Raw genomic sequence first — 16,864 nt, 5'->3', positions numbered from 1 at the left:
TCGGTCACAGATTTTCCCGACCGAGTGTCACGCAGGCACTACCCAGGGGTGAACATCACGGAGTTGTTTCCGTCATGTTTCCACATTTTTACCCAAGTACCCTGCAAAGCATTTCAAACACTGCAAATTATTGCTAACGTCACATCACTACGCATGCCCCGACGGTCCCGCTTCACCGGCGAACCGCATGCGCCCCTCTGCAGGACCCCGGAAGGAAGACACATGAGAATGCGAAGCGTCCCGGCTCTGGCCGGTATCGCCGCCCTCAGCCTGATGGCCACCGCGTGCGGCGGTGGGGACGGCAGCGAGGAGGGCGACGGAAGCCAGGAGGGTTCCCTCGTCATCTGGTCCGACCCCGAGCGTTCCGAGGCCATCCAGGCGGCGGCCGAGGAGTTCGCCGAGACCAACGGCATCGAGGTCGACGTCCAGAACGTCTCCTTCGACGACATCCAGGGCGACGTCGTCAACGCCCACCAGGCAGGAAACGCACCGGACCTGTTCCTCGGTGCCCACGACTGGGTCGGCAACCTCATGCGCAACGGGGCCGTGCAGCCGATCGAGCTGCCCTCCGACCGTGCCGAGCAGCTGGACGAGACCGCGGTCGAGGCCATGTCCCTGGACGGACAGCTGCTGGGCGTGCCCTACGCGCAGGAGAACATCTTCCTCATGCGCAACACCGAGATGGCCCCGGACGCCCCCGAGACCTTCGAGGAGCTCGTCGAGACCGGCACCGAGCTCAAGGACGAGGGCGAGGTCGACGAGGTGCTGGCCATGGCCGTCGACCAGGAGGGCGACCCCTTCCGTATGAACCCCTTCATGCGTTCGGCCGGCGGTTACCTCTTCGGGCAGAACGACGAGGGCGAGTGGAACCCCGACGACCTCGGCGTGGGCTCCGACGAGACCATCGAGGCCATGGAGCGGATCGCCGAGTACGGCGAGGAGGGCGAGGGGGTGCTGCGCCGCAGCATCGACGTCGAGAACGACGCGCCCCTCTTCTTCGAGGGTGACACCGCCTTCTTCGTGGCCGGCCCCTGGAACCTGGCCGACGCCAACGCCTCCGACGTCGACTTCGAGATCAGCGCGATCCCCGGCTTCGAGGACGGCGAACCCGCCAGCCCCTACCTGGGCTACCAGTCCTTCTACGTCTCCGAGGGCGGTGCCAACAGCGCGCTGGCAGAGGAGTTCGTGGTCAACCACGTCACCGACCCCGAGTTCGTCCTCGACCTGTACGAGGCCGACCCGCGCACTCCCGTGCAGTCCGAGGCCCTGGAATCGGTCTCCGAGGAGGACCCGAACATCGCCGCGATCGCCGATGCCGCCGAGCACGGCGTCGCCATGCCCAACATCCCCGAGATGGGCGAGACGTGGGAGCCCCTCGGTGTGGCCCAGGCCCAGATCATCAGCGGCGAGGACGCGCGTGAGGCCATGGAGAACGCCCACGAGCAGATCGCCGAGCGGATCGGCCAGTAAGAGTGGCCACCGACAACACCAGGCCCGCGGGCACTCCCAGCGATGGGAGGCCCGCGCGCCCGCCCCTGCCCGGAGGACGTTTCGCCGCACGCGGGTCACTCACCGGCACATTGGTCAAGCTCACCCTCCTCGGGCTGTTCACCGCCCTGGGTATCTGGGCCGTCCTGCCGCTGTACGTGGCGGGCAACTGGTGGGGCATCGCCCTGACCGTGGCCGTGGTCGCCCTCGTCTACTGGGTCTACCTGTCCGGGCGCACGGTCCCGGCCAAGTACCTGGTGCCGGGTGTGGCCCTGCTGATGGCTTTCCAGATCCTCCCGGTCCTGTACACGATGAGTACGTCGCTGACCAACATGAGCGACGGCCACCGCGGTACCAAGGAGCAGGCGATCGCCTCCATCGAGGCCTTCTCCGTGGTGCGCACCGACGACTCCGAGGAGTACACCCTCACCGTCGCCACCACGGGCGACCCCGAGACCGGTGAACTCGTCTTCCTCCTCACCGACGAGGAAGGGCAGGCCTACGCCGGTGACGCCGACGGACTCGAGGAGCTCACCGGCGCCACCGTCGACAGCACGGGCAAGGTCTCCGAGGCCTTCGGCTACACACTGCTGTCACCCAACGAGATCAACGCCCGAAGCGACGAGCTCCAAGAGTTCGCCGTACCCACCGGCGAAGGCAGCGGGATCCGATCCAGCGGACTCAGCAGCGCCTTCGAGGGCACCGCGTTGCGGACCTACGACGCCGACTGCGACTGCGTGGAGGACAACGAGACCGGCACGGTCTACACCGCCGACGACGACCGCGGCGCCTTCTACGACGAGGACGGCGAGCGGCTGGCGCAGGGCTGGCAGGTCGGTGTCGGGTTCGACAACTTCCTGCGGTTCCTGGTCAACCCGACCTTCGCCACGGCCTTCTTCGGGACGCTGGTGTGGAACATCGCCTTCGCCGCATCGGTCACCTTCCTGGTGTTCGTGCTGGGCCTGGCAGTGGCCATGGCCCTGCACACCCCGCGCATGCGGGGCAAGGTCGCCTACCGGATCCTCGTGGTGCTGCCCTACGCCATGAGTTCCCTGGCGATGTACCTGCTGTGGCGGGACATGTTCAACACCGACTTCGGGCTGTTCAACCGCATGCTCGGGTTGGAGGTGGACTGGCTCGGCGACCCGTGGGCCGCACGGGCCGCCGTGATCCTGGCCAACGTGTGGCTGGGGTACCCCTACATGTTCCTGGTGGCCACCGGCGCGCTCCAGGCGATCCCGCGCGAACTCTCCCAGGCGGCCCACCTGGACGGGGCCGGCCCCTGGCAGGCCTTCCGGCACGTGACCCTGCCATTGCTGATGGTGGCGATGACCCCGATCCTCATTTCCACCTTCGCCTTCAACTTCAACAACTTCAACGCGGTGTGGCTGCTGACCCAAGGCGGACCGTTCACCTCCGAAGGGACCATGGCCGGTGGCGCCACCGACCTGCTCATCACCTACACCTACCGCCTGGCCTTCAGCGAGGCCACGGCCCAGTACGGGTACGCGGCGGCGATGTCGGTGATGATCTTCGTCATCGTCTCGGTGATGTCGGTGGTCAGCCTGCGCCGCAGCAAGGCACTGCAGGAGGTGGACCGATGACGGCCGACACCCTCGACACGGTCGCTCGGCCCGTGCACCGCCGCACGACCGGGACCCGGTTCGCCCTGTGGGCACGCCGGCTGGGCTGGCGCCACGCCGTCATGCTGGTCGTCGTGGCGTTCGCGGTCTTCCCCGTGCTGTTCGTGGTCTCGGCAGCCCTCAACCCGCTCGGGACACTCAGTAGCTCGCAACTGTGGCCGACCGGAGCGAGCTTCGACAACGCCCGCGCCCTGTTCGACAGCACACCGTTCGCGACCTGGTACACGAACTCGCTGTTCTTCGCAGTCACCAACGCCGCCGTGACGGTACTGCTGTCGGCGCTGGCCGCGTACGCCTTCAGCCGGATGCGGTTCAAGGGACGGCGCGTGGGACTCATCGGGCTCCTGGTGATCCAGATGTTCCCGCAGTTCTTGGCGATCGTGGCGATCTACCTGATGTTCTCCGATCTCGGGGAGCTCTACCCGGCGATCGGTTTCGACACCCGGTGGGGGCTGCTGCTGGTGTACCTGGGCGGTGCGCTGAGCATCAACACCTGGCTCATGAAGGGGTTCTTCGACACCGTCCCCAAGGAGCTCGACGAGTCGGCGCAGATGGACGGGGCCACCCACGCACAGGTGTTCTTCCGCATCATGCTGCCGCTGGTGACCCCGGTTCTGGCGATCGTGGCACTGCTGGTGTTCATCAACACCATCAACGAGTTCCTGCTGGCGAGTGTGTTCCTGCGTGACACCGACGCCCAGACGCTGGGTCTGGGGCTGCACCAACTCGTGGACTCGCAGCGCAACGCCAACTTCGGGATGTTCGCGGTCGGGGCGATCATGCTGTCGCTGCCCACACTCGCGGTCTTCTGGTTCCTGCAGCGCTACATCTCCGAAGGCCTGACCTCCGGAGCGGTCAAGGGCTGAGGTCCGTCCTGCCCCGCACACGACGAAGGGGGAAGGTCCCCGCGGGGACCTTCCCCCTTCGTCGTGTGTCCTGCGGGCCGGCCGGGTGGGACCGGCCCGCGGCGCACTACTTCTTTTTCTTCTTCTCGTCCTTCTCGTCGCCGCCGCTCTCGGTGGACAGCGCGGAGATGAAGGCCTCCTGGGGCACCTCGACCCGGCCGACCATCTTCATGCGCTTCTTGCCCTCCTTCTGCTTCTCCAGCAGCTTGCGCTTACGGCTGATGTCACCGCCGTAGCACTTGGAGAGCACGTCCTTGCGGATCGCGCGGATGTTCTCACGGGCGATGATCCGGGAACCGATCGCGGCCTGGATGGGCACCTCGAACTGCTGCCGCGGGATGAGCTCGCGCAGCTTCTTGGTCATCTCCACCCCGTAGGCGTAGGCCTTGTCCTTGTGCACGATCGCGGAGAAGGCGTCCACGGCCTCGCCCTGCAGAAGGATGTCGACCTTGACCAGGTCGGACTCGACCTCGTCGGTGGGCTCGTAGTCCAAGGAGGCGTACCCCTTGGTGCGGGACTTGAGCTGGTCGAAGAAGTCGAACACGATCTCGGCCAGCGGCAGGGTGTAACGCATCTCCACACGGTCCTCGGACAGGTAGTCCATACCGTGCAGCGTGCCCCGCCGGTCCTGGCACAGCTCCATGATGGGGCCGATGAACTCCGACGGGGTGAGCATCGTGCCCTTGACGACCGGCTCGTAGATCTTGTCGATCTTGCCGCCGGGGAACTCGCTGGGGTTGGTGACGATGTGCTCCTCACCGTCCTCCATGTCCACCCGGTAGACCACGTTGGGCGCGGTGGAGATGAGGTCGAGGTCGTACTCGCGCTCCAGGCGGGCACGGGTGATCTCCAGGTGGAGCAGGCCCAGGAAACCGCAACGGAAACCGAACCCCAGGGCAGCGGAGGTCTCCGGTTCGAACTCCAGCGAGGCGTCGTTGAGCTGGAGCTTCTCGAGGGCGTCGCGCAGGACCGGGTAATCGGTCCCGTCGATCGGGTACAGGCCCGAGAACACCATCGGCTTGGGCTCCCGGTAACCCTCGAGCATCTTCTCGGCGGGCTTGTTGAAGGAGGTGATGGTGTCACCGACCTTCGACTGGCGTACGTCCTTCACCCCGGTGATGATGTAGCCGACCTCGCCCACACCCAGACCGTCGGCCTTGCGCGGCTCGGGTGAGCTCACCCCGATCTCCAGGATCTCGTGGGAGGCCCTGGTCGACATCATCTGGATACGCTCGCGGGCGCGCAGACGCCCGTCGACCACACGCACATAGGTGACCACACCGCGGTAGGTGTCGTAGACCGAGTCGAAGATCATCGCGCGTGCCGGGGCCTCGGCCTCACCGACCGGGGGCGGGAACTGGGTGACGATCTCGTTGAGGAGGTCCTCCACGCCGTCACCGGTCTTGGCGCTGACCTTGAGCACGTCGGAGGGGTCGCAGCCGATGATACCGGCGAGCTCCTCGGCGTACTTCTGCGGCTGGGCGGCCGGCAGGTCGATCTTGTTGAGCACCGGGATGATGACGAGATCGTTCTCCAGCGCCATGTACAGGTTGGCCAGGGTCTGGGCCTCGATGCCCTGCGCGGCGTCCACGAGCAGGATCGCGCCCTCGCAGGCGGCCAGTGAACGGGAGACCTCGTAGGTGAAGTCGACGTGCCCGGGGGTGTCGATGAGGTCGAGCGTGTACTCCTGGTCGTCCAGGGCGGTGAACGGGATACGTACCGCTTGCGACTTGATGGTGATGCCGCGCTCACGTTCGATGTCCATGCGGTCCAGGTACTGGGCGCGCATCTGGCGTTCCTTGACGACCCCGGTCATCTGGAGCATCCGGTCGGCCAGCGTCGACTTGCCATGGTCGATGTGCGCGATGATGCAGAAGTTGCGGATCCGCGCAGGATCGGTCCAGTTCGGCTGTGCCACCGTGCTCCGTTCAACAGGTTGGTTGCTGGTCGTGCGCGCGGGCATCGACCCGCCGCGGTCGGCGGCGTCTGACATCATCCCACGGCGACGGCCGGCGACCGGTCGACAGAGCGGTCGGGCCCGTGGGCGCGGGAGGTACTGTCCAGATTATGTCAGCTTCCGGCCCCTCACGCCGGTGCGGTCGACGATCCCGGGTACGGACGGGGCAGGCAGGGGCCCGAACGGGCCGTGGAAGGAGCGATCGGGTGAAGTGGGTGTTGACACGGTTGCTCGCCGGAGTGGCCGCAGTGGCCGTCCTGGCGGTGGCGGCGAGCGCGCTCCTGGCCCACCAGTACTCGGGCGAACCGGACTCGTCGGTGGGCGGCAGCGGCTCGGACGCGGCCTGGGTGGGTTCCTGGGAGGACACCGGCGCTCTCTCGGCCCTGTTGGGCACCGGCGGGATCGACACCCTGTACGTGCACGCCGGACGGATCTCCGGGGACGGTTCGGTCACGCCTGTGGAGGAGACCGCCTCCCTGCTGTCCTGGCTCGATGAGCACCACCCCGACGTGCGGGCCCTGGCCTGGCTGCGGCACACCGCGGACGGCTCCTCCCTGGTGGAGGACCGGTTCGGGGCCGAGGAACGCGCGGAGCTGGTGCCGGCCGCCGCGGAGCTGGCCGGCGACGGGTTCGACGGCGTGCACCTGGACGTGAGCCCGGTGACGGTCAACGACCCCTCCTACCCTGCGCTGGTGGAGGAAGTGCGCGAGGAACTCGGTGAGGACCCCGTGCTGTCGGTGCGCGCACACCACGTGGAGCTGGTGCCCGGCGGGCGGGTGCCCTCGTTCGTGTTCGGCGGCGGGGAGAAGTACTGGTCCAAGGGTTACCTGGAGCGTGTCGTCGCACAGGCCGACGACGTCGTGTTGCCCGGTGTCGACGCGGCGATGCCCACGGGGTCGATGTACGGCGGCTTCATGGCCCGCCAGGTCACGCAGTCGCTGGATGCTCTGAACCGGCAGGAGGGGCTCACCGTGCGCTTCGGTGTCCCCGTCCACACGAGCCGCACGTGGGCGCCGGTGCACGAGAACGAAGAGGCGGAGACGGCCCTGCGGGCGGTACGCCTGGGGCTGGGCGAGGCCGGTCCCGGTGCGGACACCACGGTCGGTGTGGCGCTGTACGTGGCCGACGAGGCCGACCGGGAGGACCTGGACGCCTACACCTCGGGATGGCTCGGCAACGGCTGATCCCGGTGCGTACCCGGCCGGGTGCGGGGTCGGCCGGCCCACGGGTCCTACGCCCGGGAACGGCCCGTGGACGGGAACCGTGTGTTGCCGGCGCGCGGGGAACATGCGCCCAGGAAGAGGAAATGTGGGGGAAGCCGCCCGCACCGAGTGCACGAACCAGTGCGCGCATGTTGCATACTGGAAGTCCGTGTCTCGGATTTCCACACTCGGCTTCGAGCCCTGTGGACTCACACACCCCGCGCCGACGCCCACGCACGCCACTCACGGAACGGCTGCACGTGAGTAGGACGGCCTGTTCGATCGGCGCACAGCAACAGAGCAACTGGAGCACGTTTTCGCATGGCGAACATCAAGTCGCAGAAGAAGCGCATTCTGCAGAACGAGAAGGCGCGTGTCCGCAACCAGGCGGTGCGCTCTTCCCTGAAGACCGCCATCCGCCGGTTCCGTGAGGCCGCCGAGGCCGGGAACGTCGAGCAGGCCACCGTCGCCCAGCGCAGCGCCGCCCGCTCGCTGGACAAGGCCGTCAGCAAGGGCGTCATCCACAAGAACCAGGCCGCGAACCGCAAGAGCGCGATCGCCAAGCGTCTGGACAAGCTGCAGGCCGCCTGAGCCCCCGGTTCTTCGGAGCCCGGTCCCGGTCACCCCGGGGCCGGGCTTTTCTGTGCAGGGGTCGTCCACAACTCGGAATCACCCGATGACACACGGCTACCCCTTCTCTAGCGTTGAGGTATGAGTCCTCGCTCCCCCCGGCACGAACGCCACCACGCGCCGGGACCGCCCCCTGACGGCGGCCCGCGTCCGCTGCACGAGTCCCCTGCGGCCCAGCGGCTGCGCTCCCGGATCCCGCGCCCGCCGTTGGCCGGCTCCCCCGTGCCGGCCGCTCCCTACGCGGTGCGGCACCACCCCGGTCCCGGGTCCCCGCGCACGGACGCGGAGGGACGTACCGGTCCCGGGAACACACGCACTCGGCCGGGCAGGGGTACCACGCCCGGACGGCCACGCACGGGCACGGAGGGGCGCGCGTCTCCCCCGTGCCCGTCGGCGGGCACGGGCAGACGCTCCGGCACCGACGCCCCTCCACCATGGCCCGGACCCCGCCGGGAGCAGGGTCTCCGTTCCGGGGAGGCCGCTGTTTCCGGCCCTCGCCCCGGGGAGGAGCACACACCGCTGACCGCGCTGCTGGAGGAGTCCGAGACCGAGCGCCTGCCGCCACCCTCCGGAGCGCGCCGGGCAGACACCGGTTCCGGCGGTCCCCGGGACACGGACCGTACACACCCCCGCGGCCGCACGCACACGTCCGTACGACCGTGCCCTCAGGGACGTCCGGCGGCGCCCGTGGAAGCACGGTCCCCCGCCGGGGCGGACACGGGAGACGAGCTCTCCCCGTCCGCCACCGACCCCGACGACGACCTGCTCGACGGTACGGTCACCACCCGCCTGCGTCCACGTCGCGCCCCGAGCCCGCACACCCCGGACCCCACGGGGACAGCCCACGGTCCGGGACCGAGCGGCAGGACCCGCGGCGCGAGGGCGAACGGCCAGGCCCCCTCCACCTCCGAGCACACCGCCGCCGAGGACCCACCGATCAGCACCGAGGTCCTACGTGATCACCGGCCCCGCATTCCCACAGGGCCATCCTCCGCCACAGCGGAGAGCGCTCGCCCCTCCCCTCCCTCCCACGTCGAGAGGGAGCTTCCCGACGACGGGACCGTGCGCCTGCGCCCGCGCTCCCCGGCCCCCGCCCACCCGGGGTCCGGCACCGCCCCACGCCCTCCCACAGCGCGCAAATGGGTGGGGCACCGGCCCTTGGGGGAACAACCGCGCGAGTACCGCCGGCCGTCCTGGCCCGTGCATCCCCCGTCCGGAAAGCAGCGCAGCACCGCCTCCGCCGACTGGCCCGACCGCGACCCCGAGGACACGGTGGCCGTCGCCGCCCCCGTACCGGGCACCGCACCGGGGAGGCGCTCCCGGGAACCGGAAGGGTCCCCGTGGCTGGACCCCTGCGACGAGGAGGTCCTCAAGGAACGCAGGCCGCCGTCCGGCTACGTGGAGTTCGACACCGACGACGCTGCCGACGGCCCGATGAACCGCCTGGCCCGATGGTGGGGCCCGAACGCGGCCCTGTCCAAACGGGCGGTCGTCGCGCTCTTCGTCCTGGGCGCGGCAGCGGTCCTGGCCGCGCTGCTGTTCCTGCGCCGGGAACCGGAGGAGGTCGACCTCCCCGAAATGGCGCCCCAGGCCGCCCCCGAGAGCGGCGGCAGCGGGGACGGCGCCACGGAGGACGGCACCGCGGGGGACGGCGCCGGACCGGGAGCCGACGAGGACGTGGTCGTGCACGTCGGGGGTGCTGTCGAGGAACCTGGCCTGTACACGCTCCCGTCCGGGGCACGGGTCCTGGACGCGGTCGAGGAGGCCGGAGGCGCACTGCCCGACGCCGACCTGGACCTGGTCAACCTGGCCCGCCCCGTGGCCGACGGCGAACGGATCCTGCTCGGTTCGGAGGTCGCCGCCGAAGACGCGGAGGACGAGGGCGGCCAGGACGGCGGACGGATCAGTCTCAACCAGGCCGACGGGGCCGCGTTGGAGGCCTTGCCGGGGATCGGCGAGGCCAAGGCCGAAGCGATCCTGGAGCACCGCGACTCCCTCGGTGGATCCTTCTCCGACGTCGAGGAGCTGATGGAGGTCAGCGGGATCGGGCAGAGCACCTTCGATGGTCTGGAGGACCGGGTGATGCTCTGACCCCGCCCACTTGCCTGCCCCTCGAACCCGCGTACGCACACCGCGCTCCGGCACGGGCGCTCCGCCCGGCGCCCACCACCCACGCGTACCGGCCGCCCCAGGGTCCGAACGGACGTGCACGGAAAGGATCGGAACGCGGTGGTGAGCTGGCTGGGCACCGACGGTTTCTCCGTGGGGCGCCCTCCCGACCTGCGTCTGGCGGCCCCCGCGGTGGCGACCTGGCTGACCGTTCTCGGCGCGCTCGCGGTCGCTCCGTGGATCTCCTGGGTCTTCGCCGCGCTCGTGGCCGGGCTCGCACTCGGTGTGCTCGTCGTGGCCCGCCCACCCGTGGAGGCGGTTGCGCTCGGGCTGGCAGCGACCTTGGGGTGCTCGGCGACGGCAGCAGCGGTGACCGGCCTCCACCTGTACCGGGTGGAGCACAGTTCCGCGACCGCCGCCGCCGGACGCCCGGGGGAGGTCGAGTTCGTTGCCCAGGTGCGCACCGACCCCCGGGCCCGGGCCGGGCAGCCCCGCCCGGGCCGGGCCGAGTGGGTGATCACCGCTCGGAACCTGGAGACCCGTGGGAGCGCCCCCGTGGTCCTGTTGGCCTCCGGCCCGGAGTGGGGCACCCTGCTGCCGGGCCAGCGGGTCCGGGCGCGGGGGGCGTTCCTGCAGGAGGAGGACCCGATGACGGCGGCGCTCGTGGCGGTGCGCGGCCCTCCGGAGGGGATCGGGCCGGTCTCCCGGACACAGGCTTTCGCCGACGGGGTGCGTGAGCGCCTCCGGGAGGCGGCCGAGGTCCTGGACCGGCCGGAACGCGGGCTCCTGCCGGCACTGATCGTGGGTGATGTCTCGGAGATCGGTGCGCAGACCACCGAGGACTTCCGCGCCACGGGCATGTCGCACCTGCTGACCGTAAGTGGGGCCAACCTGGCTGTCCTGACCGGGTTCGTGCTGGCCGTGGCCAAGTTGGCGCGCGCACCGACCTGGTGCTCGGTGGCGGGCGGTGCGGTGATGATCTGGCTGTTCGTGCTGGTGTGCCGTCCGGAACCGAGCGTGGTCCGCGCGGCGTTCATGGGGTCGATCGCTCTGCTGGCGCTGGCGACCGGGCGTGCGCACGCCGGGCTCGGGGCGTTGAGCGCGACCGTGGTGGGGGTGTTGTTCGCCGCCCCGGGCCTGGCCTCCTCCTACGGGTTCGCGCTCTCGGTGTTGGCCACCGCGGGGATCCTGCTGTGGGTCCCGGCGTGGTCGCGGACGTGGTCCCGGCGCGTACCGCGCCCTCTGGCGGAGGCGTGTGCGGTGGCGTTGGCCGCCCAGCTGGCGGTCTCGCCCGTGCTCGTGCTGCTGTCGGGAGAGGTCTCGTGGGTGGCGGTCCCCGCGAACGTGCTCGCCGCTCCGGTGGTGGCGACGGTGACCGTGCTCGGTGCGCTCGTGGCCGCGCTCGCCTCGCTGGGTGCGGCGCCGTTCGTCGCGGGTACGCCCTGGCTCACGGGGGTGTGGGACCCGGCCGTGGGTGCCCTGGTGCGGGTGCCGGGACTCGGGGTCTCGTGGATCGCCGGTGTGGCCGAGTACGGGGCCCGTGTGCCCCACGGGGCGTTCCCGTGGCGTGGGGACGTGGTCGGCGCCCTGGTGTTGGCGGTGCTGTTGGCGCTCCTGTTGGCGGCGCGGTCCCGGCGTTGGCTACGGGTGGTGGCCGCCGGGGTGGTCGCTGTGCTGGTGCTGGCCCTGGCGTCGCGGTGCCTGCCGGGCGGGTGGCCGCCGGCGGGGTGGGCGGTGGTGGCGTGCGACGTGGGTCAGGGTGACGCGTTCGTGCTGTCGGTCGGGGACGGTTCGGCGGTGGTCTTCGACACCGGCATGCAGCCGGAGGCGGTCGACGGCTGCCTGAGCGACCTCGGTGTCTCGACGGTGCCCCTGTTGGTACTCAGCCACGACCATGCCGACCACGTGGACGGGACGCCCGGGGTGTTGAGGCACCGGACGGTCCCCGCCGCGCTGGTGCCCTCGGACTTCACGGGCTCGCCCGTGGGCGATGAGCTCGCGGAGGGGGGCGTGCGCACGTGGGTCGGTGAACGCGGCTCGCGGGTGCGCGTGGGTCCCTGGACCCTGCGGGTGCTGTGGCCCGATCCGGACTTCGACGGGTCGTCCAACGACCGTTCCCTGGTGGTGCGGGCCGACGGTCCCGTGTCGGTGCTCCTGACCGGCGATGTCGAGGAGGAGGCACAGGAACGGCTGCTCTCGCTCCCCGGGGCCGACCTGCTCTCGGTGGGTGTGCTGAACACACCGCACCACGGGGGCGGGACGCAGGTTCCGGAGTTCTTGGCCGCGACGTCCCCGGAGATGACGCTCACGTCGGTGGGTGAGGACAACCCCTACGGCCATCCGGCGCCGTTCACGTTACGGCTGTTGGAGGGGATCTCGCCGGTGAACCTGCGCACCGACCGCGACGGGCCGATCGCGGTGCTTCCCGGTGGCGGCACCGGTCCGCCCCGCGGCGTGGTCCGCGGCCCCGCACCCGACCGCGGTACCTGAGGTCCCTGCCCCGGTCCGGGCGGTGCTCCCCGTGTCCGAAGGCCCCGCTGCACCGCGCGCCCCAGGGGCCGGACGCGGGAAGGAGGCCTGCGACGGACGGAACCGTCCGTGGTCCGTGGCATGCTCGGGGTATGCCTGCACCGCCCCTGCTCACGGTCATCGTCGGTGACGAGGAGCTCCTCGTGGACCGCGCCGTCGCCTCCGTCGTGGCCTCCGCCCGCGAGGCCGAACCCGACGTGGACGTCCACGATCTCGTCCCCTCCCAGGTGGGGCCGGGCACCCTGGTGGAGGTCACGTCCCCCTCCCTGTTCGGCGACAGCCGGGTGGTGGTGCTGCGTTCCTCGCAGGACCTCACCAAGGACCTCGCCACGACGGTGACCGACTACCTCGCGAACCCCGCGGACGACGTCACGATGGTCCTCACCCACGCGGGCGGCAACAAGGGCAAGGCGTTGCTGCAGGCCGCGTTGAAGGCGGGCGCGCAGCGGGTCGACTGCAAGGGTCCCTCCAAGCCGGCCGAGCGCGTGGCCTTCGTCAAGAAGGAGTTCTCCTCGGCGGGGCGCCAGATCACCGCGGACGCAGCGCAGGCGCTGGTGGACTCGGTCGGCAGCGAGCTGCGCGAGATCGCGGCGGCCTGCACCCAGCTGGTGGCCGACACCGAGGGCCGGGTCGACGCCGGGACGGTGGCCCGGTACCACTCCGGCAAGGCCGAGGCGTCGGGGTTCACCGTCGCCGACCGCGCGGTGGAGGGGCGTCTTCCCGAGGCTCTGGAGCAGTTGCGCTGGTCCCTGGCGGTGGGCACGGCGCCGGTGCTGATCAACAGTGCGTTGGCGGGTGCGGTGCGGGGCATCGCGGTCGTCGCGCAGTCTTCGCGCGGGGTGGGTGAGGCGGAGTTGGCCAAACGGGCCAAGGTCCCGCCGTGGAAGCTGCGTACGCTCCGCCAGCAGGCTCGCGGGTGGAACGTGGCCGGTGTGGCACGGGCCATGGAGGTCGTGGCTGAGACGGACGCGCTCATCAAGGGTGCGGGCCGGGACCCCGAGTACGCGTTGGAGCGCGCGGTGGTCGAGATCGCGCACGCCCGTGGCGGAGCCCGCCACTGAGCCCTGCCCTGTTCCTGGGCGGTTTCCGGCCGCGGTCCGCGGCACGGCTCCGGTCGTCCGTCCCGGTTCCGAGGGCCGGTCCGGCGCTCACCGGATCGTGCGGCCGCCCTGCCACACACGCAGTGTCTGCAGGCCCATCGACCATCCGAACGCGCCTTCGTGGTCGGCGTCCCACTGCACGAGGTCGGCCAGGCACCCGGGCGCCAGCACACCCCGGTCGGTGAGGCCCAGGGCGTGCGCGCTCCCGAGGGTGGCGGCGGTGAGCGCTTCCTGGACGGTCATCTCGAACATGGAGATCGCCAGCGACATCACGAGCGGCATCGACGTCGCCCCGCTCTGCCCGGGGTTGTGGTCGGTGCCCAGGCCGACGGGCACCCCGTGGTCGAGCAGGGTGCGCACCGGTGGCCTCCGGTGTTCGCTCAACGACGTGGTGGGGCAGGCGACGACGGGGGTGCGGGTACTGGTGAGGGCGAGGATGTCCTCGTCGTCGGTCTCGTGGAGCAGGTCGACGGAGGAACATCCCATTTCCGCGGCCATGCGCACAGCGCCGTGCCGGGGGCGGGAGCAGGCGTGCAGCGTGGTGCGCAGACCCACCGACTGTCCGACCCCGAGGAGCATGTGTGCGTCCTCGGTGGTGAACTGCTGGTTATCGCAGTAGATGTCGACACCGTCGGCTCCGGCCGTGGATGCGTCGGAGAGCCAGGAGGCGGCCGTGGCGACGTACTCCTTGGGCCGGCCGAAGAACTCGGGCGGCACCCCGTGCGCGGGGAAGAAGGTCACGTTGATGCGCGGCATCCCCGGTTCCTCCTCCAGGGAGCGCAGCAGGCGCACGTCGGCGAGTTCACCGTCGCGGGTCAGGTGGTACCCGGTCTTGGCCTCCACCGTGGTGGCCCCGCCCAGCACCCAGTGGCGCAGGCGTTCCCGGACGGCGTTGCACAAGGTCCAGGGGTCGGTGCCCCGGGTGATGGTGACGGTCGTGGACACTCCGCCTCCCGCGGCGAAGATGTCGCCGTGGGAGGCTCCGTTGGCCCGCATGCTCACTTCGGCGTACCGGTCGCCGGCGTAGACGGGGTGGCAGTGGGCGTCGATGAGCCCGGGGGTGACGAGGCCGCCCCCGATGTTGACGACCTCGTCGACGTCGGTGAGGTCCTCGACGACGCCGGGCACCTGCTGCGGGAGTTCGGCGGCGGGGCCGACCCAGGCGATGCGGTCCTCGTTGAGCAGGATCGCCGCCTTGGTGAGCATCTCCGTTCCGGTCCAGAGCCGCCCGATATTGGTGAGCAGGGAGATCGACATGTGTTCTCCGCGCTCAGACCCGGGCACCGGTGATCCGGCGGGCTACGGGCAGGGCGCGGGCGGGCATGGCGACCTCGTATCTGGGAAATGGTCCGGCGATCCGGTGTCGGCGGTCCTCGACTCGGGGGTCTCATCGGGCCACTGCCGACCGGTGCCAAAACCGTAGTCCATTCTCCGAGCCCGTGTACACCTTCCTGTAGCCCGAAAAGCGAGTGTTCCGGGACATCCCTCGCACAAAATCATGGGGACCGAGGAGGCATACAGACCCGTTGGCCTGGACCGAACACACGAACGGGTCCGGGGAGATGCTCCTCCCCGGACCCGTGCACGTGCATTCCGCCTCAGGCGGTGCTGGGTGTGTACTCGCCGAGCTTGGCGGCCAGGAGTTCGGGCACGAACGCGTGGATGTCCGTACCGTCCTGGGTGTGCTCCTCCTTGAGGACCCGGCCCTCCTCGTAGGCCTTGGCCACGAGGTCGCCCCGCGAGTAGGGCACGAGCGCCCGGACCTCGTGGGCGAGCTCGGGCAGCGACTCGGCCAGCCGCGTGATCAGTTCGGACACGCCCTGGCCGGTGCGCGCGGAGACCTCGATGACGCCGGGGTAGCGCGTACGCAGGGCCTTGAGCGTGTCGGGGTCGGCGGCGTCGACCTTGTTGACCACGACGAGCTCGGGCACGTCGGTCGCATCGATGTCGGCGAAGACCTCGTGCACGGCCCGGACCTGCTCCTCGGGGTCGGGGTGCGAACCGTCGACCACGTGGATGACCAGGTCGGAGTCGGAGACCTCCTCCAGTGTGGAGCGGAACGCCTCCACGAGCTGGTGCGGCAGGTGTCGGACGAACCCGACGGTGTCGCTCAGGGTGAAGGCCCGGCCGTCCGGAGTGCGTGCCTGGCGCACGGTGGGGTCGAGGGTGGCGAACAACGCGTTCTCCACCAGGACCCCCGCCCCGGTGAGCCGGTTGAGCAGGCTGGATTTTCCGGCGTTGGTGTAGCCGGCGATGGCTACCGAGGGCACCTGGCGGCTACGGCGCACATCGCGCTTGACGTCACGGGTGGTGCGCATGTGAGCGAGCCGGCGGCGCAACTTGGCGATCTTGTCGTTGATGCGTCGACGGTCGGTCTCGATCTTGGTCTCACCGGGACCGCGCAGACCCACACCGCCGTTGCCGCCACCGCCGGCACCGCCGGCCTGGCGGGACAGTGTGTGGCCCCAGCCGCGGAGTCTGGGCAGCAGGTAGTTGAGCTGGGCCAGTTCGATCTGGGCCTTGCCCTCGCTGCTGCGGGCGTGCTGGGCGAAGATGTCGAGGATCAGTGCGGTGCGGTCGATGACCTTGACCTGGATGACGTCCTCGAGCTGAGTGAGCTGGCCGGGGGTGAGTTCACCGTCGCAGATGACGGTGTCGGCCCCGGTCGAGGCGACGACATCGGCGAGCTCGGCCGCCTTGCCCTTACCGATGTAGGTGGCGGGGTCGGGTTTGGAACGGCGTTGGGTGAGAGCTTCGAGAACGGTGGCGCCGGCGGTCTCCGCCAGGGCCGCGAGCTCGGCGAGTGAGGTGTCGGCCTCGGCCTGGGTCCCGTTCCCGCTGGCCCAGACACCGATGAGAACGACACGTTCCAGGCGCAGACTGCGGTTCTCGACCTCGGTGACGTCGGTGAGTTCGGTCGACAGTCCCTGGACGCGGCGGAGCGCGTTGCGCTCGGCCAGTTCCATCTCGCCCTGGCCGGGAACGGCAGTGTGGCCGTCGTGGCGTGCGCCGGCCTGCGTGGCCGGCGCCTCTGTCGCGTCGACCCCGTCCCCGACGGTGATCGCCTCGCGGACGGCGTCCCGGTCGGCCCCGTGGCCGGTGAGAGCGCTTCCGCGGGTGTGAGTTGTATTCATATCCCTCCAGCTGGGTCAACGTCACCACCGCCGGGTTTCTTCCGGTCACCGAACCGTGCGGCGGCACCCCGATGATCTCACCCCTTCCCCCTCGAAGCACACAGTTTTTCGCGGGGCGGGTGACGTGGAACACTTTCTCCGCTGCGGCGCGTGAGACGATCGGTCCA

The 16,864-nt window shown here is 70.2% G+C and carries 11 protein-coding genes; 8 read left to right on the top strand and 3 right to left on the bottom strand.

The window, feature by feature from the left end; all coding sequences use genetic code 11:
• Positions 1-228: 228 nt before the first annotated feature.
• From D456_RS0106125 to D456_RS0106115, 3 genes are read left to right on the top strand one after another with little or no spacing between them, the layout of a single operon-like run.
• Entirely contained in the window at positions 229-1,470 is a 1,242-nt protein-coding gene (locus D456_RS0106125) for a sugar ABC transporter substrate-binding protein (protein WP_017575282.1), read from the top strand.
• 2 nt (positions 1,471-1,472) lie between these two features.
• Positions 1,473-3,092 carry an ABC transporter permease subunit gene (locus tag D456_RS0106120; RefSeq protein WP_026115616.1) on the top strand — a complete coding sequence of 540 codons (1,620 nt, stop codon included), beginning with the start codon at positions 1,473-1,475 and terminating at the stop codon, positions 3,090-3,092.
• Positions 3,089-3,997, top strand: coding sequence for a sugar ABC transporter permease (locus D456_RS0106115; RefSeq protein WP_017575280.1), 909 nt, complete (start codon positions 3,089-3,091; stop codon positions 3,995-3,997). The genes D456_RS0106120 and D456_RS0106115 overlap by 4 nt, the downstream gene beginning before the upstream one ends.
• A gap of 106 nt (positions 3,998-4,103) precedes the next feature.
• On the opposite strand, the gene lepA is transcribed toward D456_RS0106115, so the two are convergent.
• Complete coding sequence (gene lepA, locus D456_RS0106110) at positions 4,104-5,954, bottom strand: translation elongation factor 4 (protein ID WP_026115615.1); 1,851 nt, start codon at positions 5,952-5,954, stop codon at positions 4,104-4,106.
• Positions 5,955-6,199: 245 nt separating this feature from the next.
• On the opposite strand from lepA, the gene D456_RS0106105 reads away from it, so the two are divergent.
• The 5 genes from D456_RS0106105 (at position 6,200) to holA (ending at position 13,524) form a co-directional block, all read left to right on the top strand.
• On the top strand, positions 6,200-7,177 hold the full coding sequence (locus D456_RS0106105; protein WP_017575278.1) for a hypothetical protein: 978 nt from the start codon (positions 6,200-6,202) through the stop codon (positions 7,175-7,177).
• Positions 7,178-7,516: 339 nt separating this feature from the next.
• Entirely contained in the window at positions 7,517-7,786 is a 270-nt protein-coding gene (gene rpsT / locus D456_RS0106100) for a 30S ribosomal protein S20 (protein WP_017575277.1), read from the top strand.
• Positions 7,787-8,512: 726 nt separating this feature from the next.
• The gene (locus tag D456_RS0106095) at positions 8,513-9,916 is read left to right on the top strand and encodes a ComEA family DNA-binding protein (protein WP_017575276.1); all 1,404 of its coding nucleotides are present in this window, start codon (positions 8,513-8,515) and stop codon (positions 9,914-9,916) included.
• 138 nt (positions 9,917-10,054) lie between these two features.
• Positions 10,055-12,424: a ComEC/Rec2 family competence protein gene (locus D456_RS0106090; RefSeq protein ID WP_017575275.1), complete on the top strand. Its 2,370-nt coding sequence runs from the start codon at positions 10,055-10,057 to the stop codon at positions 12,422-12,424.
• Between the two features lie 131 nt (positions 12,425-12,555).
• Positions 12,556-13,524 (top strand): DNA polymerase III subunit delta, encoded by a 969-nt coding sequence (gene holA, locus D456_RS0106085; RefSeq protein ID WP_017575274.1) that lies wholly within the window; start codon positions 12,556-12,558, stop codon positions 13,522-13,524.
• Positions 13,525-13,611: 87 nt separating this feature from the next.
• Here holA and D456_RS0106080 read toward each other — a convergent pair whose 3' ends face one another.
• Both D456_RS0106080 and hflX read right to left on the bottom strand, forming a co-directional pair.
• Entirely contained in the window at positions 13,612-14,820 is a 1,209-nt protein-coding gene (locus D456_RS0106080; protein ID WP_017575273.1) for an amidohydrolase family protein, read from the bottom strand.
• Between the two features lie 341 nt (positions 14,821-15,161).
• Positions 15,162-16,697 carry a GTPase HflX gene (gene hflX, locus D456_RS0106075; protein WP_017575272.1) on the bottom strand — a complete coding sequence of 512 codons (1,536 nt, stop codon included), beginning with the start codon at positions 16,695-16,697 and terminating at the stop codon, positions 15,162-15,164.
• Positions 16,698-16,864: the final 167 nt, after the last annotated feature.

It is taken from the genome of Nocardiopsis kunsanensis DSM 44524 (assembly GCF_000340965.1).
Lineage (GTDB): Bacteria > Actinomycetota > Actinomycetes > Streptosporangiales > Streptosporangiaceae > Nocardiopsis > Nocardiopsis kunsanensis.
The sequence above is the reverse complement of the archived record's forward strand: the minus strand, read 5'-3'. Positions and strand labels throughout refer to the sequence as shown.